General features: G+C 67.0%; 15 protein-coding genes. All 15 read left to right on the top strand.

The window, feature by feature from the left end; translation table 11 throughout:
* Positions 1 to 118: 118 nt before the first annotated feature.
* The 15 genes from capB (at position 119) to AC07R1_RS03410 (ending at position 20,393) form a co-directional block, all read left to right on the top strand.
* Entirely contained in the window at positions 119 to 1,864 is a 1,746-nt protein-coding gene (gene capB, locus AC07R1_RS03480) for a caprolactamase subunit beta (protein ID WP_011061027.1), read from the top strand.
* A gap of 19 nt (positions 1,865 to 1,883) precedes the next feature.
* The gene (gene capA, locus AC07R1_RS03475; protein ID WP_169891769.1) at positions 1,884 to 3,971 is read left to right on the top strand and encodes a caprolactamase subunit alpha; all 2,088 of its coding nucleotides are present in this window, start codon (positions 1,884 to 1,886) and stop codon (positions 3,969 to 3,971) included.
* Positions 3,972 to 4,062: 91 nt separating this feature from the next.
* Entirely contained in the window at positions 4,063 to 5,034 is a 972-nt protein-coding gene (locus AC07R1_RS03470) for an AraC-like ligand-binding domain-containing protein (protein ID WP_011061025.1), read from the top strand.
* A 134-nt stretch (positions 5,035 to 5,168) separates the two neighbouring features.
* Positions 5,169 to 6,413: an exonuclease SbcCD subunit D C-terminal domain-containing protein gene (locus AC07R1_RS03465; RefSeq protein WP_011061024.1), complete on the top strand. Its 1,245-nt coding sequence runs from the start codon at positions 5,169 to 5,171 to the stop codon at positions 6,411 to 6,413.
* Positions 6,410 to 10,054: an AAA family ATPase gene (locus AC07R1_RS03460; protein ID WP_495110129.1), complete on the top strand. Its 3,645-nt coding sequence runs from the start codon at positions 6,410 to 6,412 to the stop codon at positions 10,052 to 10,054. Before AC07R1_RS03465 ends, AC07R1_RS03460 begins: the two co-directional genes overlap by 4 nt.
* The gene (locus tag AC07R1_RS03455; protein WP_011061022.1) at positions 10,051 to 10,671 is read left to right on the top strand and encodes a glutathione S-transferase; all 621 of its coding nucleotides are present in this window, start codon (positions 10,051 to 10,053) and stop codon (positions 10,669 to 10,671) included. The genes AC07R1_RS03460 and AC07R1_RS03455 overlap by 4 nt, the downstream gene beginning before the upstream one ends.
* A gap of 355 nt (positions 10,672 to 11,026) precedes the next feature.
* Positions 11,027 to 12,988: an HAF repeat-containing protein gene (locus tag AC07R1_RS03450; protein ID WP_495110128.1), complete on the top strand. Its 1,962-nt coding sequence runs from the start codon at positions 11,027 to 11,029 to the stop codon at positions 12,986 to 12,988.
* 128 nt (positions 12,989 to 13,116) lie between these two features.
* Positions 13,117 to 13,758, top strand: coding sequence for a DUF1345 domain-containing protein (locus AC07R1_RS03445; protein WP_495110127.1), 642 nt, complete (start codon positions 13,117 to 13,119; stop codon positions 13,756 to 13,758).
* Between the two features lie 80 nt (positions 13,759 to 13,838).
* Positions 13,839 to 14,678 carry an AraC family ligand binding domain-containing protein gene (locus AC07R1_RS03440; protein WP_495110126.1) on the top strand — a complete coding sequence of 280 codons (840 nt, stop codon included), beginning with the start codon at positions 13,839 to 13,841 and terminating at the stop codon, positions 14,676 to 14,678.
* A gap of 50 nt (positions 14,679 to 14,728) precedes the next feature.
* Positions 14,729 to 15,340 (top strand): LysE family translocator, encoded by a 612-nt coding sequence (locus AC07R1_RS03435; protein ID WP_325985975.1) that lies wholly within the window; start codon positions 14,729 to 14,731, stop codon positions 15,338 to 15,340.
* A gap of 127 nt (positions 15,341 to 15,467) precedes the next feature.
* Complete coding sequence (locus AC07R1_RS03430) at positions 15,468 to 16,409, top strand: choline ABC transporter substrate-binding protein (RefSeq protein WP_495110125.1); 942 nt, start codon at positions 15,468 to 15,470, stop codon at positions 16,407 to 16,409.
* Positions 16,410 to 16,497: 88 nt separating this feature from the next.
* On the top strand, positions 16,498 to 17,430 hold the full coding sequence (locus AC07R1_RS03425) for an alpha/beta hydrolase (RefSeq protein WP_495110124.1): 933 nt from the start codon (positions 16,498 to 16,500) through the stop codon (positions 17,428 to 17,430).
* Between the two features lie 142 nt (positions 17,431 to 17,572).
* Positions 17,573 to 18,589 carry a LacI family DNA-binding transcriptional regulator gene (locus AC07R1_RS03420; protein ID WP_495110123.1) on the top strand — a complete coding sequence of 339 codons (1,017 nt, stop codon included), beginning with the start codon at positions 17,573 to 17,575 and terminating at the stop codon, positions 18,587 to 18,589.
* Positions 18,590 to 18,655: 66 nt separating this feature from the next.
* The gene (locus tag AC07R1_RS03415; protein ID WP_072442074.1) at positions 18,656 to 19,438 is read left to right on the top strand and encodes a sugar phosphate isomerase/epimerase family protein; all 783 of its coding nucleotides are present in this window, start codon (positions 18,656 to 18,658) and stop codon (positions 19,436 to 19,438) included.
* Positions 19,431 to 20,393: a sugar kinase gene (locus AC07R1_RS03410; RefSeq protein ID WP_072442076.1), complete on the top strand. Its 963-nt coding sequence runs from the start codon at positions 19,431 to 19,433 to the stop codon at positions 20,391 to 20,393. The genes AC07R1_RS03415 and AC07R1_RS03410 overlap by 8 nt, the downstream gene beginning before the upstream one ends.
* The last annotated feature ends 100 nt before the right edge of the window (positions 20,394 to 20,493 follow it).

Raw genomic sequence — 20,493 nt, 5'->3', positions numbered from 1 at the left:
ACGCAAAAAGCCCTGCACCCGGCGACAAGCCAGGTGCGCCTGGCTGCGCGTAGCTTAAGGCCGTGGGCGCAACAGCCGTCGCGCCGCACCCCGAGAACAACAAGAACTCAGGTGAGCCATGAGCACAGTAGATCCGATCACCCTCGCCGTGGTGCGAGGGGCGCTGGAAACCGCCCAGCGTGAAATGACCCTGACCCTGGAGAAAACCGGCCGCTCCAGCGTCTTCAACCTGGCCCACGACTACTCCAATGCCTTGTTCGACCACCTCCCGGAAATGGTCCTCCAGGGCCAGGACATCCCGATCCACCTCGGCTCGCTGATCCCGGCGATGAAATGCGTGGCCGGATTCTTCGGCGACGACATCCATGAAGGGGACGTGATCTACCACAACGACCCGGCCTACCAGGGCAGCCATATCCTCGACTGCTGCATGTACAAACCGGTGTTCTACCGGGGCGAGCTGGTGTTCTGGGCGGTGTGCAAGGGCCACCTCACCGACATCGGCGGCCCGGTGCCCGCCGGCTACAACCCGGACGCCAGGGAGATCTATGCCGAGGGCCTGCGGATTCCGCCGGTCAAGCTCTGGTCCCGGGGCCAGCGCCGCGAGGATGTGATCAACCTGCTGCTGACCAACATGCGCGCCCGGGTCTACCAGGAAGGCGACCTGAATGCCCAGTACGGCGCCTGCAGCGTCGGCGAGCGGCACCTGCTGCAACTCCTGGAGCGCTACGGCGTGGAACAGGTGCGCGCCTGCATCGGCGAGCTCAAGGACATGGCCGACCGGCACATGCGCGCCCTGCTGCGCGAGGTGCCGGATGGCCTCTACCACGGCAGCGCGGTGCTGGAGGATTCGGGCCACGGCCTGGGCCAGCTGACCATCACCGCCCAGGTGCAGATCAGCGGCGATCAGGCCCGGGTGCGCATCGACAGCCCGCCCCAGGTGCCCTACTTCATCAATTCCTACGCCGGCAACTCGGTGTCCGGGGTGTACCTGGGGCTGATGATGTTCGCCCAGGTGCCGCCGCCCTATAACGAGGGCCTGTACCGCTGCATCAGCGTCGACCTGGGGGAGCCCGGAACCCTGTGCAACGCCAGCGAACCCGCGCCCCACGTCAACAGCACCACCACCCCCATGGAAACCCTCGCCGACGCGGTGCGCCAGGCCCTGGAGCAGGCCGCGCCGGAACGGGTCACCGCGTCCTGGGGCCATGCCAGCGGGATCAACATCGCCGGCCACGACCCGCGCAACGACAACGCCGAATACGTGACCATGGTCCTGGCCTCGATCATCTCCGGGGCCGGGGCCAACCAGGCCATGGACGGCTGGCCGGCCTGCGGCCCGTTGTGCTGCTTCGGCGCGCTGATGTCCGGCGACATCGAACTGCTGGAATACGCCTACCCGATCCTCATCCACCGCTACAGCCTGATCACCGACAGCGGCGGCGCCGGGCAGTTTCGCGGCGGCTCGGGCACCTGCATCGAGATCGAACCCTTGCAGCACCCGATGACCGTGGTGGGTTTCGGCGAGGGCCGGCAACTGCCCACCGCCGGCGCCGCGGGGGCGCGCAACGGCCTGCTGGCGCCCAAGCTCGGGCGCCTGACCCATCGCCGTGCCGACGGCCAGGAACACACCTACCAGCACAACGCCCAGTTGACCGCACAACCCGGAGAGCGGGTGATCAACCTCAACCCCGGCGGTGGCGGCTATGGCGACCCCTTCCTGCGGCCCCTGGAGCGAGTGGCCGAAGACCTGCGCAATGGCCTGGTCTCCCTCGAAGGCGCGCGCCTGGACTACGGCGTGGTGTTCGACGCCGAGCAGCGCCTGGACCACGACGCCACCCGCGCCCTGCGCGCCCGCCCCTGAACCCACGGAGCATCCCCCCATGAGCAAACACTATCGCCTGGGCATCGACGCCGGCGGCACCTTCACCGATTTCATCCTCGCCGACCAGCTCGGCAACGTGCAGCTGTTCAAGGCCCCCTCGACCCCGCAGGACGGCACCCTGGCCATCCGCAACGGCCTGGCGCAGATGGCCGACGCCCTGGGGCGCAGCCCGGCGCAGATCATTGGCGACTGCGACCTGTGCATCAACGGCACCACCGTGGCCCTCAACGCCCTGATCGAGAAGACCGGGGCCAAGGTCGGCCTGCTGTGTACCGATGGCCACGAAGACAGCCTGGAAATCCGCCTGGGGCACAAGGAAGACGGCCACCGCTACGACGCCAGCTACCCCCAGGCCCACATGCTGGTGCCGCGCCACCTACGCCGGCCCATCGGCGGGCGCATGCGCAGCGACGGCCAGGAGCACGCGCCCCTGGACGAAACGGCGATCCTGCGGGCCATCGAGTACTTTCGCGAGCAGGAGGTGCAGGCGGTGGCCATCTCCTTTGTCTGGTCGGTGCGCAACCCGGCCCACGAGCAGCGCGCCGCACAGCTGGTGCGCGCGGCCCTGCCCGGGGTCTTCGTCTGCACCGGCAATGAAGTGTTCCCGCAGATCCGTGAATACACCCGTACCTCCAGCACCGTGGTCAACGCCTACCTGAGCCCGGTGATGCAACGCTACGTGGAGCGCATCGACAGCCTGTTCGAAGAACTGGGGGCACAGCAGCCGACCCGCTACTTCCAGTCCAACGGCGGCCTGGCCCCCGGCGCGATCATGAGCACCCGGGCGGTCAATGCGATCAATTCCGGCCCGGCCTCGGCGCCCCAGGCCGGGCTGTGCGTGGCCCGGCCATTCGGCATCGACAACGTGATCACCGTGGACATGGGCGGCACCTCCTTCGACATCACCCTGAGCCAGGGTGGGCGCACCAACTTCAGCAAGGACAGCGACTTTCTGCGCTACCGCATCGGCGTGCCGATGATCCAGGTGGAAACCCTCGGCGCCGGTGGCGGCTCCATCGCCCACCTGGACCCCTTCGGCATGCTCCAGGTCGGCCCGCGCAGCGCCGGAGCCAACCCCGGGCCGGTGTGCTACGGCAAGGGCGGCAGCGAGCCAACGGTGACCGACGCCAACCTGGCGCTGGGCTACCTGGCGGACGGCGCCTTGCTCGGCGGCAGCATCCGCCTGTCACGCCAGGCGGCGCTGCAGGCCATCGCCAGCCGGATCGCCGAGCCCCTGGGCATCAGCATCGAGCGCGCGGCGCTGGGAATCATCACCCTGGTCAACCTGAACATGGTCAGCGGCATCCGCCGGGTATCGGTGGAGCGCGGCTACGATCCCCGCCAGTTCGCCCTGATCGGCGCCGGCGGCGCGGCGGGCATGCACGTGATCCGCCTGGCCGAGGAAATCGGCAGCCAGGTGGTGCTGATTCCCAAGGTGGCCTCGGGGCTGTGCGCCTTCGGGCAGATCCTCTCGGACATCCGCTACGACCAGCTGACCACCCTGCCCATGCGCCTGGACGACCAGCACGTGGACCTGGCGCTGCTCAACCGGACCCTGGCCCGGCTGCGCGAACAGGGCCTGGAGAACCTGCGCCAGGACGGCTTCAGCAACGGCAACCGGGTCGATACCCAGTACCACCTGGAAATCCGCTACCTGGGGCAGATCCACGAATGCAGCGTCGAGCTGGCCAGCAACGAGCTGGACCCGGCCGGCCTCGGCGCCCTGCGCGAGGCCTTCCACAGCCGGCACAAGGCGCTGTTCTCCTACAGCGAGCCGCAGAGCCCGATCGAGCTGGTGAACCTTGAATGCTCGGTGATCGCCAGGCTGCAGCACCCACCGATGCCGGAGTTGCCGATCCCCGAGCAGCAGGTACCGGCAACGCCTCGGGAACAGCGCTCGATGCTGTTCGACGAAGCCGGCGGCTGGCAACCGACGCCGGTCTACCAGGGCGAACAGCTGCAGGCCGGGCAGACCCTCACCGGCCCCTGCGTGATCGAGGAAGCCACCACCAACATCGTGGTGCCGCCGGGCTGGCAGGCGACGCTCGCGCCCTCGGCCTGCTACCGACTGACGCCTGCCGATTGACCGACCCGCGCTTTTGCCCAAAGATCACCGGCACCGTGGCTGACCACCCGGTGCTGTCCTGACTAAAAAACACAAGAAAGCAGGAGTGATGATGGTTCAGCAGCTTTCCACCCGTTACTGGCCCGAGCACCAATGCCAGCCCCGCTGGGCCGAAGCCATTGGCAACGCCTACTTTCCCCTGTCCCTTGAATTCAGCAGCGACCGCCCCTTCCAGGGCAACCTGCGGATCTGGGAAACCCCCAGCAGTGCCCTGGCCCTGTCGCGCCTGCGTTCCAGCCGCCTGGGCTATTCCCGGAGCAAGGCCCAGGTCAGCAACGACACCCAGGCCTGCTACCTGGTGACCATTCCCCGGCGCCACGAGGTGCTGTTCGAACAGGACGGCCGCGAGCTGCATTGCCGCCCCGGCAGCTTCATCTTCGAGCGGGGCGATGCGCCCTACCGCTTCCGCTACGCCAGCGACAACGATCTCTGGGTGTTCAAGCTGCCGGAGCAGGCCCTGCACGGCCAGTTGCGCGGCGCCGAGCGCTACACCCGTTTCTGTTTCGATGCCCGGCGCGGCCTGGGGCGGATCTTCGCCGACCAGTTGGCCATGTGCGCCGCGCGCTTCGACGAATGCGCCCCGGCGGCGCGGCATATGCTGCTGGAACAGGCCCTGGCGACCCTGCTGCTGACCCTGCGCCAGGACGAACGGGTGCTCAGCAGTGAAAGCTCCAGCCTCGCCGCCCTGCACCTGCAACGCATCGAAAGCTACGTGGAGCAGCACCTGGGCTCGGCGGAGCTCAACCCCAGGCAGATCGCCAGCGCCTGTGGCATTTCCCTGCGCTATCTGCACAAGCTCTTTGCCGACAGCCCCTTCAGCCTGGGCGAATGGATTCGTCAGCAGCGCCTTTGCGCCGTGCACCGCCAACTGCGCGACGCCCACTGCCGCCTGTCGATCGGCGAGCTGGCCGCGCGCTGGGGGTTTGCCGACCAGGCCCAGTTCGCCCGGCACTTTCGCCAGCAGTTCGGCTGCACCGCCAGCGAAGTGCGCGCCGGCCAGGGCACTGCCGTACCGCGTCACTGAACGCCGGCCCCACTTGGCAGCGCCGGGGCATTTGCCACGGCTCGGGCATGAACACGCATTTGCCAGTAAACTCTCTGCCCTTTCGCCGCGGTCACCCTTATGTGCGGCCAAGCCTTTTGCATGCGGAGCCTGCCTTGCGTCTGTTTCACACCTCCGACTGGCACCTGGGCCAGAACCTCCACGGCCAGGAACGCGACTTCGAACACGCCTGTTTCCTGGAGTGGCTGCTGCGCCAGCTCAAGCACGAACAGCCCGATGTGCTGCTGATCGCCGGCGATATCTTCGACACCGTCAACCCGCCGGTCAGCGCCCAGGAGCGGCTCTACGACTTCATCGTCAGCGCCCACGAGCAGCAGCCGGCCCTGACCGTCGTGATGATCGCCGGCAATCACGACTCCGGCTCGCGCATCGAGCTGCCGGCGCCCTTGATGCGCCGCCTGCGCACCCACGCCCTGGGCCGGGTGCTGTGGCTGGACGACGGCCAGTTGGACGCCGAGCGCCTGCTGCTGCCGCTGCCCGACGCCAGCGGCCAGGTCGCCGCCTGGTGCCTGGCCCTGCCGTTCCTGCGGCCGGCGGAAGTCACCGGCCGCCAGCTGGGCGACGACTACCTCAAGGGCATTGCCCAGGTCCACGAATGGCTGATCGCTGCGGCCAACGCCAAGCGCCAGCCGGGCCAGGCCCTGGTCGCCGTCAGCCATGCGCACATGGCCGGCGGCTCGGTCTCGGAAGATTCCGAACGCAGCCTGATCATCGGCAACGCCGAGGCCCTGCCCGCCAGCCTGTTCGGCCCGGACATCAGCTACGTGGCCCTGGGCCACCTGCACAAGCCGCAGAAGGTCAACGGCGAGGAGCGCATCCGCTACAGCGGCTCGCCGATCCCGCTGTCGTTTTCCGAGATCGGCTACCAGCACCAGATCCTCGACGTGCGCCTGGACGGCGAGACCCTGGTCAGCGTCGAACCGCGGCTGATTCCCCGCGCGGTGAACCTGCAACGCCTGGGCCCGGCGCCCCTGGGGGAACTCCTGACCCAGCTCGGCGAGCTGCCGGACATCGACCTGTTGGCCGAGGAGCAGCGCCAGCCCTGGCTGGAAGTGCGGGTGCGCCTGGACGAGCCCCAGCCGGACCTGCGCCAGCAAGTGGAAAGCGCCCTGCAAGGCAAGGCCGTGCGCCTGGTGCGGATCGCCGCCGAATACGCCGGCAAGGGCGCAGGTGACGGTGAAGAGGCCAGTGCCGAGCTGATCGAGCTGGACCAGCTGACCCCCGAAGAGCTGTTCCGCCGCGCCTGGCGCGACGCTTACGCCAACGAGGTGGACGAAGCCACCCTCAAGGATTTCGCCCTGCTGTTGCAGGACGTCCAGCAAGAAGGTGAACAGCCATGAAGATCCTGGCCATCCGCCTGAAGAACCTGGCCTCCCTGGCCGGCCCCTTCGAGATCGACTTCACCGCCGAGCCCCTGGCCAGCGCCGGGCTGTTCGCCATTACCGGGCCCACCGGCGCCGGCAAGAGCACCCTGCTGGATGCCCTGTGCCTGGCGCTGTTCGGCGCGGTGCCGCGGCTGAACAATATCGGCCGCGAGACCAAGGTCCCCGAGGTCGACAGCGAGATCCTCACCAGCGACCCGCGCACCCTGCTGCGCCGCGGCACCGGCAGCGGCTATGCCGAGGTGGATTTTGTCGGCATCGACGGCCGTCGCTACCGCGCCCGCTGGGAAACCAACCGCGCCCGCGACAAAGCCACCGGCAAGCTGCAAGGCAGCCGGCAGAACCTCACCGACCTTGACAGCGAACAGCTGCTGAGCAACCAGAGCAAGAGCGAATACAAGCAACTGATCGAGGCCCGCCTGGGGCTCAACTTCGAACAGTTCACCCGGGCGGTGATGCTGGCCCAGAGCGAGTTCAGCGCCTTTCTCAAGGCCGACGACAAGGAACGCAGCGAGCTGCTGGAAAAGCTCACCAACACTGCGGTCTACAGCCAGTTGGGGCGCCGCGCCTACAGCAAGAGCAAGGAGGCCGAAGACGCCCACAAGGAGCTCAAGGCCCAGGCCAGCGGCATCAGCCCGCTGGAGCCCGAGGCGCGGGCCGAGCTTGAACAGCAGTTGAGCCAGGCCCAGCAACAGCTCAAGGAGCAACAGGCCCAGCTCAGGCAGTTGGAAGCCCAGCACGTCTGGCTCAAGGAACTGCGCCAATGGCAGGAAGCCCGGCAGAGCGCCGCCGAACAACTGCAAGCGGCCGAACAGGACGCCCAGGCCCTGGCCCCGGAGCGCCTGCGCCTGCAACGCCTGGAGCAACTGGCGCCGCAGCGGCACCAGTTCCTGCGCCAGGCAGAGCTGGGCGCCAGCCTGCTGCCGTTGCGCCAGCAGATCCAGCAGCAGGTCGAACAGCAAGGCGCCCTGCAACAACAGCAGGAACGCCTGCAACAGCAACTGCAGGACGCCGGCACGGCCCTGTCCCAGGCCCAGGAACAGCACAGCACCAGCGCCCCGTTGCTGCGCGAAGCCTTTGCCGAACAGGCCAACCTGGAGCGCCTGGGGCAGAGCCTGGCCCAGGCCGAGGCCCAACGCAGCCGCGCCGAGCAGGCCAGCACCGAGGGCCAGCAAGGCATCCAGCAACTGCTGGAAAAACAGCGCCTGGTGGGCGAACGCCTGGAGCGGATCGCCGGGCAACTGGCCCACAGCGTCGCCCTCGCCCCCTTGAGCGACGCCTGGAACGCCTACCGCGAACGCCTGCAACAGCTGATGCTGATCGGCAATCGCCTGCACCAGGGCCAGGCCGAACTGCCGGCCCTGGAACAGCGCGCCAGCAGCGCCGCCCAGCAACTGAGCGAGCAACGCACGCAGCTCGAACTGCTCTACAGCGAAGCCGGGGCCGAGCCCCAGGCGGTGGCCGAGCAGATCCAGTTGCTCGGCACCCTGCTCCAGGACAACCGCAAGCAGCAGCGCGCCGTCGAAGAGCTGGCCCGGCTCTGGGCCCAGCAACGCGAACTGGACCAGCGCGGCCAGGCCCTGCAGGACAGGCAGCAGGCGGTGGCCGCCCAGCGCGAGGAGCTGAACAAGGTCGGCCTGCAGGCCAAGGCCGAGCTGGTGGTGGCCGAGCAGACCCTGAGCGTCACCCAGGCCCTGCTGGAGCGCCAGCGGCTGGCCCGCAGCGCCAGCGTCGAGGAATTGCGCGCCCAATTGCAGAGCGACCAGCCGTGCCCGGTGTGCGGCAGCGTCGAGCACCCCTACCACCAGCCTGAAGCCTTGCTGCAGAGCCTCGGGCGCCACGACGAGAACGAGGAAGCCAGCGCCCGCAAGACGGTGGACAGCCTCAAGGAACAGCTCAACGAACTGCGGGCCCAGGTCCAGGGGCTGATCGCCCAGCAGAAGGAATTCCTCCAGCAGCAGGAACAGCTGGCGAGCCAGATGCAGGCCCTGGCCCCAAGCCTGCAAGCCCACCCCTTGAGCGCCAGCCTCCTGGACCAGGACCCGCCCAAGCGCGACGCCTGGCTGCAACAGCAACTCGACCAGCTGCAGCAGAGCATCACCCAGGACGAAAACCGCCAGGGCGCCCTGCTGACCCTGCAAAAAGATGCCGCGCGCCTGCAAAACCAGCTGCAGGCGGCAATCGACGCCAGCCAGCAGGCCGCCCAGCACCTGGACAAGCAACAGCAGCAACTGAGCGCCGACCGCCAGCGCCTGGACGAGGAACTGGCCAGCTTCAGCCACTTGCTGCCGGCGGAGGTCCTCGACGGCCTGCGCCGCGACCCGGCCAGCACTTTCATGCAGCTCGACCAGCAGGTGCTGCAACGCATCGAGCAACTGCGCGAGCAGCAGGAAGAGGCCGAAGAACAGCAACAGCGCCAGCTGACCCTGGAAAAGGAACAGGACCGCCAGTTGACCCGCCAGCAACAACTGGCCGAGGCCCAACAGCAGTTCGACACCCTGCACCAGCAGCAACAGGCCTGCCAGCACAGGCTCGCCGAACTGCTGGGCCAGCAGCCCAGCGCCGAGCACTGGCAGCAGCATCTGGAGCAAACCGTGGACCAGGCTCGCAGCGCCCAGGCCCTGGCCCAGCAACAGCAGCAGGCGCTGCACCAGCAAGCGATCGAGTTGGGCGCCGAGCTCAAGGCCCGGGAAGAACGCCTGCAAGCCCTGGAAAGCGAACAACAGCAACTGGCCGCCAGCATCGAGCAGTGGCGCGCCGGGCACCCGGAACTGGATGACGCCGGCCTGCAACAGCTGCTGGAGCTGGACGAAGAACAGGTGCAGCAACTGCGCCAGCGCCTGCAAGACAACGACAAGGCCATCGAGCAGGCCAAGGTCCTGCTGCAGGAACGCCAGCAGCGCCTGGAACAGCATCAGGCCCAGCACAACGGCAACCTGGAGACCGAACAACTGGCCCAGGCCCTGGAACAGCTGCAGCAACAGGCCCAGGCCAGCGAACAACAGGTGGCGGACCTGCGTGCACGGCAAAGCGAGGACCAGCGCCGCCAGGCCGCCAACCAGGCCCTCAACCAACGCCTTGAACAGGCCTACGCCCAGTGGCAGCGCTGGGCCCGGCTCAGCGCCCTGATCGGCTCGGCCGAAGGCGACAAGTTCCGCAAGATCGCCCAGGCCTACAACCTCGACCTGCTGGTGCACCACGCCAATGCCCAACTGCGCCAACTGGTGCGCCGCTACCGCCTCAAGCGCGGTGGCAGCATGCTCGGCCTGCTGGTGCTGGACACCGAAATGGGCGACGAACTGCGCTCGGTGCACTCGCTGTCCGGCGGCGAAACCTTCCTGGTGTCCCTGGCCCTGGCCCTGGGGCTGGCCTCCATGGCTTCCAGCACCCTGAAGATCGAATCGCTGTTCATCGACGAAGGCTTCGGCAGCCTCGACCCCGAGTCCCTGCAACTGGCCATGGATGCCCTCGACGGCCTGCAGGCCCAGGGCCGCAAGGTGGCGGTGATCTCCCACGTACAGGAAATGCACGAACGGATTCCGGTACAGATCAAGGTCAGCCGCCAGGGCAATGGCCTGAGCACCCTGGAGGTGAAATGAGCACGCTGCAAACGCCGGGGGCGACCCTCTACTCCTTCCGCCGCTGCCCCTACGCCATGCGTGCGCGGCTGGCCCTGCGCTATGCCGGGGTGCCAATGCGGATTGTCGAAGTCAGCCTCAAGGCCAAGCCGGCCGAGATGCTTGCGCTGTCGGCCAAGGGCACGGTGCCGGTGCTGGCACTGGAGGATCGGGTGATCGATGAAAGCCTGGAGATCATGCACTGGGCCCTGGCCCAGCATGACCCCGAGGATTGGCGGCTCACGGCGGACCCGACGGCCCAGGCGCAGATGGCGGCACTGATTGCCGAGAATGACCAGGTGTTCAAGGTGCACCTCAATCGCTACAAGTACGCCGAGCGCTACCCCGAGGCGCCCATGGAGCACTACCGGGCCCAGGGCGAGGCGTTTCTGGCGCGCCTCGATAGCCTGTTGCAGCAGCGCCGCTATCTGCTGGCGGAGCATCCGAGCCTGGCGGACATGGCGCTGCTGCCGTTTGTTCGCCAGTTTGCCCATGTGGACCGGGAGTGGTTTGCCCAGACGCCTTATCGCTCCTTGCAGGAGTGGTTGCAGGAGCGGCTAGCATCAGAGTTATTCCTGGCAGTCATGGCCAAACAATAACCTTCACAAGATGCGCGCATCGGCAGCCTCAAATAGATTGAGCTGCCGAAACAACAGGCTTTCAGAATCTTCCTAAAGACTTCATCCGCAACTAATAACTAAACTAACCCGACACATCAAATTCATATCCAATACAGCAATTAGTTAAACGCCCAGTTACTACCCGCATGTAAGCAAGACAACTTCGACTCACGCCATCGCGCCCCGCCCGGCCCTAAACCCCAAGCCATCCGGGCGTCACACCCTCATCGCTGCGTAAACCAAGCCTTTACCTCGGCAGTAGCCTGTTCGCCCATAAAAAAATTCCATTACTCAGGCCGCTGTAATCATTTACTTTATCGCCAGGTTCATTACATTGAAATCGCCTTTTGCAACAGCCGCACTAACACTGATCTATGGAATGATTTATTCAGCACAGTCCTGTGCCGACATTACTATCGACCTGAGTTCTTTAGGCGTTGATGACTCCGTCGCCTACGGTGTATCGGCTGACGGCCGTTTCATCGTCGGCACTGAGTTCACGAGCGGCAATCAATATGCGTTCAAGTACAGCGATGCGACCGGCATGGTCAATCTGGGCACACTGGGTGGCAATCAATCCCATGCCAAGGCCGTATCCGCTGACGGCAAGGTGGTCGTGGGGTTCGCCGCCCTCTCCAGTAACCACACTCACGCCTTCAAGCACACCGATGCAACCGGCATGGTCGACCTGGGCACGTTGAGTGGAGAGGGGATGTCAGAGGCGACAGGCGTATCGGCTGACGGCGCGGTTGTCGTAGGCTATTCGTCTGCAACCAATAGCTACTATCGTGCGTTCAAACACACCGACGCGAAGGGCATGATCGATCTGGGCACCCTGAAGGCGGACAACAGCGGCGTCTCCTTTGCCACCGCCGTGTCCGCGAACGGCAGCATCGTCGTGGGATACGCGAATATCGACTCCAGCACAGGCCTGAAACACGCCTTCAAGCACACCGACGCGAGCGGCATGATCGATCTGGGCACCCTGGGAGGGCAGACCTCACTGGCATTCGGCATCTCCGCTGACGGCCATGTTGTCGTGGGAACGGCCCAGACAGCTACAGGCGACACTCAAGCGTTCAAACACTCTGACACCACCGGCATGGTCGGCCTGGGCTCATGGGGTGGCCCTTCCTTTGCTTATGGCGCTTCTGCCGACGGTCGCGTCGTCGTGGGTACAGCTGCGACGGCCACTGGCGATCCCCATGCATTCCGGCACACCGATGCCAGCGGCATGGTCGACCTGGGCACCCTGGGTGGTGGAACGTCATCGGCGACCGGCGTCTCCGCTGACGGCAATGTTGTCGTGGGTATCAGCCTTACGGGCGAAGGTGCCACGCACGCCGCGCTATGGAAAATCACCGAAACAGGTTCCCACCTTGTCGACCTGGACAACACCCGCACCGCCATGGCCAAGAACGCCAATCGGGCCTGGGGGATGCTCGATTTGCGCAGCGAACAACTGGCTCGATTGATGAGCCAGGAATGCCAGATCGACAGTGGCTCGTTCTGTATCGGTGTGGGCCCAAGCTACAGCCGCAACGGCGTGGCCGGGCAGACCAGCATGAGCCTGACCCTGGGGGTTCGTCCCACCGAGCATCTGCGCCTTGGCGTCACCCTGGATCAGGACCTCGATCGGCAACTGCCGGACAACTACGCCAAGGCAGGGTCGGCAGCACCGGCGGTCGCCCTCTTCGCCGCCGTTGACGAAACAGGCCACGGGCTGGGTTGGCAGGGCCGTGTGGCCGCAGCCTATGTGTCTTCCAAGGTCGATATCACACGCGAACAACTGGCTTACACCGAGGCCGGCCAAGGACGTTCGAGCCTGCGCGGCAAGTCCTTGAGCATCGAAGGCGCCTACGGCGTGATGCTCAATGCAATGACCCTGACGCCGTATCTGGGCCTCAGCCAGACTCAGGTCAGCCGCCAGGGCTATCGTGAAAACAGCGGCGCGGTGTTTGCGGCCAGCTACGCGAAAATGGGCCGCACGACCACCAGCCTGAACCTCGGTGTGCGGGGCGCCAAAAAGCTCACCCGGCAGCTGGAGCTCAGTGCCAACCTGGAGCTGACCCAGGACCTGCGCAACAAGCGCGATGCCTTTCAAGCCCAAATGGAGTACCTGGGGCGCTACACCTACCAGGCCGGAAAACAGCACGACGCTCGCCTGGGGGCCGGCACGGGAGTGAGCTATGCCCTGAACGAACACAGCGCCGTGCATACGGGCGTGTTCTGGGCGCAGCAACCAGGTGGCAGTGATGTGACCGGTATTCAGACAGCCTTCACTTACCAGTTCTGATAGCAGCCTGCCCCGCCGGCCTGAGTTCGAGGCCGGCCGGGGATGCGGGTGCACGTTCGCCATTGGGCGGGCCCGGGAGCCAAGCACCATGCTAAGGTTTGGCCACTTCCACTCTCGCGAAAATGCCCATGTCCGTCGTCATCCGCACCCACCCCCGCTTGACCATCGGCGTCCTGATCGGCTGCACCATTGGTCTGCTCGCTCCTGCCCAGACCCTGACCGGCAAGATCCTCATTGGCTGGAACGCCGCTGTCTGGAGCTACCTGGCACTGATGCTCTGGCTCACCGTTCGGGCCCGGGCCGATGAGGTCAGGCGCATCGCCGAAGCCGAGGATGAAAACGCCGGCCTGGTGCTGTTGATCGTCTGTGTGGCGGCCATTGCCAGCCTGGTGGCGATCACCCTGGAGCTGGTGGGCAGCAAGGACCTGGACAGCACCCAGCGCCTGGTCCACTACGGCTTCACCGGGCTGACGGTGATCGGCTCGTGGCTGCTGGTGGGGGTGATCTTCAGCCTGCACTACGCGCGCCTGTACTACACCTGGGACGGCAAGGAACCGGCGCTGCGCTTTGCCGAAGGCCCGACCAACCCGGACTACTGGGACTTCCTGTATTTCTCCTTCACCATCGGCGTGGCGGTGCAAACCTCGGACGTCGGCGTGGCCACCCGCGAGCTGCGCAAGATCGTCCTCGCACAGTCGCTGATCGGCTTTCTGTTCAACACCGCGATCCTCGGTTTCTCGATCAATATCGCCGCCGGGCTGTTCAGTTGAGGCTGCACAAAACTTCTAGACCCCAGCCCTGGCACCGGCGTTAACTGCCAGGGTTGCCGCCACGCCCCACGGACCGCCCCATGACCACGCCCAACTGGATCGACCTGGCCCAGGATGCCGACACCGGCATCGAGACCCTGCGGGCCCACTTCACCGGCCACGCCTATGACCCGCACTGGCACGACAGCTACCTGGTGGGCGTCACCGAGCAAGGGGTGCAGCAGTTCAACTGCCGCCGGGCCCGGCACCAGAGCACGCCGGGCAAGGTGTTCCTGCTGGAACCGGGGGAAATCCACGACGGCGAGGCCCCCACCGAGGGCGGCTTTACCTACCGCATGCTGTACCTCGACCCGCAGTGGCTGGAGCGCGAACTGGGGGCGCTGTTCGCCGAGGCGCCGGCCAATGCCCAACTGGCATTCGGCAGTACCCTGGCCAGCGATCCGCGCCTGGCCAGCGCCACCAGCGCGGCCTTTCACAGCCTGCACCATGGCGAGTTGCGCATCGTCCGCCAGAGCGCCCTGGACCAGTTGCTGGAACAATTGACCGGGCACTTGCACTGGCGCCGGCGCTACACCCAGGACCCGCGCCTGCCGCTGGTGGCGCAACGGGCCCGGGACTACCTGCATGCGCACCTGGCCCAGGACCTGAGCCTGGAAGCCCTGAGCCAGGCCTGCGGGGTCGACCGCTTTCGCCTCAGCCGCGCCTTCAAGGCCGCCTTCGGCCTGCCACCCCATGCCTACCTGGTGCAACTGCGCCTGAGCCGGGCACGCCGCCTGCTGGCCGGAGGCGCAGCGCCGGCCGAGGTCGCCACGGCCCTGGGCTTTGCCGACCAGAGCCACCTGGGGCGCTGGTTCATGCGTGCCTACGGGCTGAGCCCGGCGCTGTATCGCAAGCGCTGCACAAAGCTTCCAGACGCCTGAAAGCAACTGGGCCAGGATCAACTGCCGATCACTTCCCAAAGTTGCCCGCCATGCCCCTGTCTCTCTCGACCCTGCTGCCCTTTGTGCTGTTTGCCTTCGTCGCCTCCATCACCCCGGGGCCGACCAATATCCTGGTGCTGAACAACAGCGCCCGCCATGGCCTGCGGGCGGCGCCGCCGATCATCCTCGGCGCGGCGCTGGCCGCGGCCGGGATCGTGCTGCTGGTGGGCGCCGGCCTGGGCGACTGGCTCGCCGGCAGGCCCAAGGTGCAGCAGGCCATGCAGTGGCTCGGGCTGCTGTGGCTCAGCTACCTGGCCTGGCAGATCTGGCAGGCCCCGGCCAGCGCCCTGGATGCCAGTGCCGGGCAGCCGCGCCGCCTGGGGCTGGCCGGCGCCGCCGCGTTGCAACTGGTGAACCCCAAGACCTGGATGATGGCCCTGGCGGTGGTCAGCGTGTTCGCCGGTACCGAGGCCGACCGACAGTGGCGGGCGCTGTGGCTGTCCCTGGTGTTTTTCCTCATCGCCCTGCCGTGCCTGGGCGCCTGGGCACTGCTGGGGGCCGGTTCGGCGCGCTGGCTGCGCTCGCCGCGGGCGCTGCAGGCATTCAATCGGGGCATGGCCCTGCTGTTGCTGGCATCCACCTGGATGAGCCTGTGGGCCTGAGGTCGCCACAGTGCAACGGGCGGTCGCTCCAGTGCCTTTGGCTCGGCACCGGGGCGCTGTAGGGTGGCGCACACGGCGCAACAAGACGCCGCCCCGAACAAAAACCACTGCCCCACGAGAGCCTCCGATGAAAACACCGTTCAAGCGTTGTTTCCTGGCCTGTTGCGCCAGCGCCCTGCTGAGTGCCCCGACCTGGGCCGCCGAGCCCGCCGCCTGCAAGACCGTGCGCATGGGCGTGGTCAACTGGACCGACGTGATCGCCACCAGCGCCATGGCCGACGTGCTGCTCGGCGGCCTGGGCTACGACAGCAAGCAGACCAGCGCGGTGCAGCAGATCATCTTCGCCGGCATTCGCGACCGGCGCCTGGACATCTTCCTCGGCTACTGGAAACCGGCCATGGACCTGAACATCGCGCCCTTCCTGGCCGCCGGGCAGGTCAGGGTCATGGCCCAGCCCAGCCTGGCCGATGCCCAGGCGACCCTGGCGGTGCCGGACTACGTGGCGCAAGCGGGCCTGAAGACCTTCGCCGACATCGCCCGCTTCAAGGAGCAGCTGGGGGGCAAGATCTACGGCATCGAACCCGGCAGCGGCGCCAATACCACGATCAAGACCATGATCGACACCGACCATTTCGGCCTCAAGGGCTTCAAGCTGATCGAGTCCGGCGAGGCCGGGATGCTGGCGGCGGTGCAGCGGGCGATCAACCGCAAGGAGTTCGTGGTGTTCGTCGGCTGGACCCCGCACCCGATGAACATCAACCTTCCCATCACCTACCTCACCGGCAGCGAGGACGTGTACGGGCCCAACGAAGGCGCGGCCACGGTGTCCACGGTGACCGCCCCGGACTATGCCGAGCGCTGCCCCAACGTCGACCGGCTGCTGAAGAACCTGAGCTTCACCGCAGCCCAGGAAAGCCAGCTGATGGTGCCCATCATGCAGCGCCAATCGCCCCAGGAGGTGGCCCGGCAATGGTTGCGCGAGCATCCCGAGGACCTGCAGCGCTGGCTGGCGGGGGTGACCACCTTCGACGGCGGCGATGGCGTGGCAGCGGTCAAAGCGAGCCTGTAGCCACCCTCTGCAGGAACCGGCTTGCCGGCGCAGGCGGTCTCACGGGCCTCTTCGCCGGCAAGCCGGCTCCCACCCTCCAGGACTGTCCATGAACCATTACCCGCTTTCTGCCGAGCTGGCGGCCTTTGTCCAGCGAACCCTGAGCTACACCAGCGTCGACAGCAGCCTCCAGGGCCTGCGCGACAGCTACGAGCGCATGTGCCGGGCCTTCACCCCGCCTCGCCCGGCCGGGCTGGCAGTACAGGAGCTGCAACTGGCCGGGGTGCCACTGCGCCTGTATCACCCCGAGCGCCCGGCTGCACCTTCGGGCTGGCCCTGGCTGTTATACCTGCACGGCGGCGGCTGGGTGCTGGGGGGCCTGGACTCCCACGAGTTCATCACCGCCCGCTTGGCCAGCGAGCTGGGAATACTGGTGATCGCCGTGGACTACCGGCTGGCCCCGGAGCACCCGTTCCCCGCCGCCTTCGACGATTGCCTGGGGGTCTGGCGGGCCCTGGAACAAGGGCTACTGCCCCTGCCACTGGACCCGCAGCGCCGAGTGCTGATGGGCGACAGCGCCGGCGGCAACCTGGCGGCGGCGCTGTGCCTGGCCCTGCGCGATGCCGGCGAACCCGGGCCGGCGGCCCAGGTGCTGGTCTACCCCGGCCTGGGTGGCGCCGCCAACCTGCCCTCGCGCAGCCAGTGCGCCGACGCGCCCTTGCTCAGCAGCAGCGACCTGGATTGTTTCCAGGCCCTGTACCTGCCCGGCCCGCAGCAGCGCTCGGCCTATGCCCGGCCGCTACTGGCGCAACAGTTCGCCGGCTTGCCCGCGGCCTTTATCGCCCTGGCACAGTTCGACCCGCTGCGCGATGACGGCGAGCGTTATCACCAGCACTTGCTCGCAGCCGGTGGGCAAAGCCAGCTGTACCTGGGCCTGGGGCTGGTGCACGGTTGCCTGCGCGCCAGGGGCCTGGCCCCTGAAGTGGACGCCCTGTACAGCGCCCTGCTGGCCTACCTGGAACAGCACCTGGGCCGCCCCTGAACGCGACCGTTGGTCAGCCACCGACCTGCGTGGATGCTATTTCCTGCCTCTGCACTATTGACGGCCGAAGCGCTTTTGCGGTTTCCTGAAACCGGTTTCAGCGCAACTGGAACCCATAATTCCAAAAACAAGGTCGTCGCCCGTGAATCAGTTTTCCGCCGCCCAGCGCAGCCGCGTCACCATGCTCGATGTCGCCCGCCGCGCCGGGGTCTCCAAGGCCAGCGTGTCGCGCTTTATCGGCGAGGACCGGGCCCTGCTCTCCGATGCCATTGCCCTGCGCATCGATCAGGCCATCAGCGAACTGGGCTACCGCCCGAACCAGATGGCCCGCGGCCTCAAGCGCGGGCGCACCCGCCTGATCGGCATGCTGGTGGCCGATATCCGCAACCCCTATTCGATTGCCGTGATGCATGGCGTGGAAACCGCCTGCCGCCAGCACGGCTACAGCCTGGTGGTGTGCAACACCGACCGCGACGACGAACAGGAAGCCCGGCACCTGGCCAACCTGCGGGCCTACAACATCGAAGGCCTGATCGTGAACACCCTGGGCCACCACCTGGAACAGTTGCAGCAATTGCAGGAAGAGATGCCCATGGTCCTGGTGGACCGCAAGCTCTCGCAGTTGCAGGCCGACCTGGTGGGCCTGGACAACCCGGCGGCGGTGCGCAGCGCCCTCGACCACCTGCAACAGCAGGGTTATCGCGACCTGCTGCTGGTCAGCGAACCCCATGACGGCACCAGCTCGCGGCTGGAGCGCAGCGCCAGTTTCCAGGCCGAGATCGAGCGCCGTCCGGCCTTGCGCGGCCAACTGCTGGAAACCGGCAGCCACCTGACCCGCCAGTTGCAAGCCTTTCTCGCCGCCCCCGGCCCCGGGCCCAAGGCGCTGTTCTGCGCCAACGGCGTGGCGACCCTGGCCGCCACCCGCGCCCTGCGTGAGCTGGAGTGCCCGCTGTTCGAAGGCGTGGGCCTGATCGCCCTTGACGACCTGGACTGGTACCCCCTGGTGGGCAATGGCATCACGGCCCTGGCCCAGCCCACCGAAGCCATAGGCACCAGTGCCTTCGAATGCCTGCTCAAGCGCCTGCGGGGCGACGATGCCCCGGCGCGAGTGGTGGATTTTCCGGCGCAGTTGATCGTGCGCGGCTCCACCCGGTTGTAACGGTGAGGGCAAGACCCACCACTTTTTTCTCGAACAAAAATGAAACCGGTTTCAGAGGTCAGGAACATGCAGCAATCCCCCGTATCCATCAGTTTGTCCAGCTACGGCGCAGACCTTGTGCGCGCACAGGGTCAGGCGCATTTCATTCCCCTGGTGGCCGCCGCCGGCGCGTCCTGCATCGAATGGCGCGAAGAACTGCTGACCCATGAGCAGCCCGCCGAGCTGGCCCGCAGCGCTGCGGAGCACGGCCTGGAAAGCGTGTTTTCCTCGCCCCTGGAGCTGTGGCAGGCCGAGCGCAGCGAGCCCAACCCGCAACTGAGCGCCACCTTGCAACGGGCCCGGGAGTTCGGCGCCAAGCGGCTCAAGGTGTCCCTGGGGCACTTTCGCGAACACCACGACCTGCGCAGCCTGGCCAGCCTGCTGTTTCGCCAGCCCCTGGCCCTGCTGGTGGAGAACGACCAGACCGCCCACGGCGGGCGCATCGAGCCGTTCCAGCGCTTTTTCAGCGCGGTAGAGGCGCTGAACCTGCCGCTGCGCATGACCTTCGACATCGGCAACTGGCAATGGCAGGAGCAATCGGCGCTCAACGCCGCGCGCCTGCTGGGCCGGCACGTGGCCTACGTGCACTGCAAGGCGGTGCGCCTGCGGGTCGACGGCAAGCTGGTGGCCATACCGCCCGGCGCCCCGGAGCTGCATCAATGGGAACAACTGCTGCGGCACATGACTCAAGGTATTACCCGGGCCGTGGAATACCCCTTGCAAGGCACCGACCTGCTGCAAGTGACCACCGAGCAGGTCAGCCTGCTGGCCCACCTTGGCCAATCGCGCCTGGAGCATGCAGATGCCTGATATCGATATCCTCTCGTTCGGCGAAACCATGGCGATGTTCGTTGCCGAACACGGCGGCGACCTGGCCCAGGTCCAGCACTTCCACAAGCGCATCGCCGGGGCCGACAGCAACGTGGCCATCGGCCTGGCACGCCTGGGCTTCAAGGTGGCCTGGCTGAGCCGGGTAGGCAACGACTCCCTGGGGCGCTTCGTGCTCGACACCCTGCGCGCCGAAGGCCTGGACTGCCGTTTCGTGCGCTGCGACCCGATCCATCCCACCGGCTTTCAGCTCAAGTCCCGGGAAGACGGCGGCGACGACCCGCGGGTCGAGTATTTCCGCCGCGGTTCGGCGGCCAGCCACCTGGCCATCGGCGACCTCGACCCGGCCCTGCTGCGGGCTCGCCACTTGCACGCCACCGGTATTCCCCCGGCGCTCTCGGACTCGGCCCGAGAGCTGTCCGGCCACCTGATGCACACCCAGCGCAGCGCCGGGCACAGCGTGTCGTTCGACCCCAACCTGCGCCCCGCCCTGTGGCCCAGCGAAGCGCTGATGATCCGCGAGATCAACCGCCTGGCGGCGCTGGCCCATTGGGTACTGCCGGGGCTCGCCGAAGGCCGCCTGCTCACCGGCCGCGACGACCCGGCGGACATCGCCGCCTTCTACCTGGACCAGGGCGCCGAAGCCGTGGTGATCAAGCTCGGCGCCCACGGCGCCTACTACCGCACCCAGCTGGATGCCGGCTTCGTCGAGGGCGTGCCGGTGGCCCAGGTGGTGGACACCGTAGGTGCCGGCGACGGCTTTGCCGTGGGCCTGATCAGCGCCCTGCTGGAAAGCCGCGGCATCCTCGAAGCGGTGCAGCGGGCCAACTGGATCGGCAGCCGCGCGGTGCAGAGCCGTGGCGACATGGAAGGCCTGCCCTTGCGCCACGAACTACCGGAGCACACGCCCAGCCTGAAAACCGCCAGCGCCCTGTAGGCGCTGGCTTGCCAGCGAAGACGCCTGCCCGGCGACACACGCCCCAAGGGCCCCTTCGCCGGCCAGCCGGCTCCTGCAGTGACCGAACACCACGAACCAC

It is taken from the genome of Pseudomonas sp. GW821-FHT07F01, assembly GCF_059418825.1.
Note: the sequence above shows the minus strand (reverse complement) of the source record. Positions and strands in the feature narration are given on the sequence as shown.

Coding starts and splice junctions, on each gene's coding strand:
- capB (WP_011061027.1), top strand. CDS start 119: ATGAGCACAGTAGATCCGATCACCCTCGCCGTGGTGCGAGGGGCGCTG.
- capA (WP_169891769.1), top strand. CDS start 1,884: ATGAGCAAACACTATCGCCTGGGCATCGACGCCGGCGGCACCTTCACC.
- AC07R1_RS03470 (WP_011061025.1), top strand. CDS start 4,063: ATGGTTCAGCAGCTTTCCACCCGTTACTGGCCCGAGCACCAATGCCAG.
- AC07R1_RS03460 (WP_495110129.1), top strand. CDS start 6,410: ATGAAGATCCTGGCCATCCGCCTGAAGAACCTGGCCTCCCTGGCCGGC.
- AC07R1_RS03455 (WP_011061022.1), top strand. CDS start 10,051: ATGAGCACGCTGCAAACGCCGGGGGCGACCCTCTACTCCTTCCGCCGC.
- AC07R1_RS03445 (WP_495110127.1), top strand. CDS start 13,117: ATGTCCGTCGTCATCCGCACCCACCCCCGCTTGACCATCGGCGTCCTG.
- AC07R1_RS03440 (WP_495110126.1), top strand. CDS start 13,839: ATGACCACGCCCAACTGGATCGACCTGGCCCAGGATGCCGACACCGGC.
- AC07R1_RS03435 (WP_325985975.1), top strand. CDS start 14,729: ATGCCCCTGTCTCTCTCGACCCTGCTGCCCTTTGTGCTGTTTGCCTTC.
- AC07R1_RS03430 (WP_495110125.1), top strand. CDS start 15,468: ATGAAAACACCGTTCAAGCGTTGTTTCCTGGCCTGTTGCGCCAGCGCC.
- AC07R1_RS03425 (WP_495110124.1), top strand. CDS start 16,498: ATGAACCATTACCCGCTTTCTGCCGAGCTGGCGGCCTTTGTCCAGCGA.
- AC07R1_RS03415 (WP_072442074.1), top strand. CDS start 18,656: ATGCAGCAATCCCCCGTATCCATCAGTTTGTCCAGCTACGGCGCAGAC.
- AC07R1_RS03410 (WP_072442076.1), top strand. CDS start 19,431: ATGCCTGATATCGATATCCTCTCGTTCGGCGAAACCATGGCGATGTTC.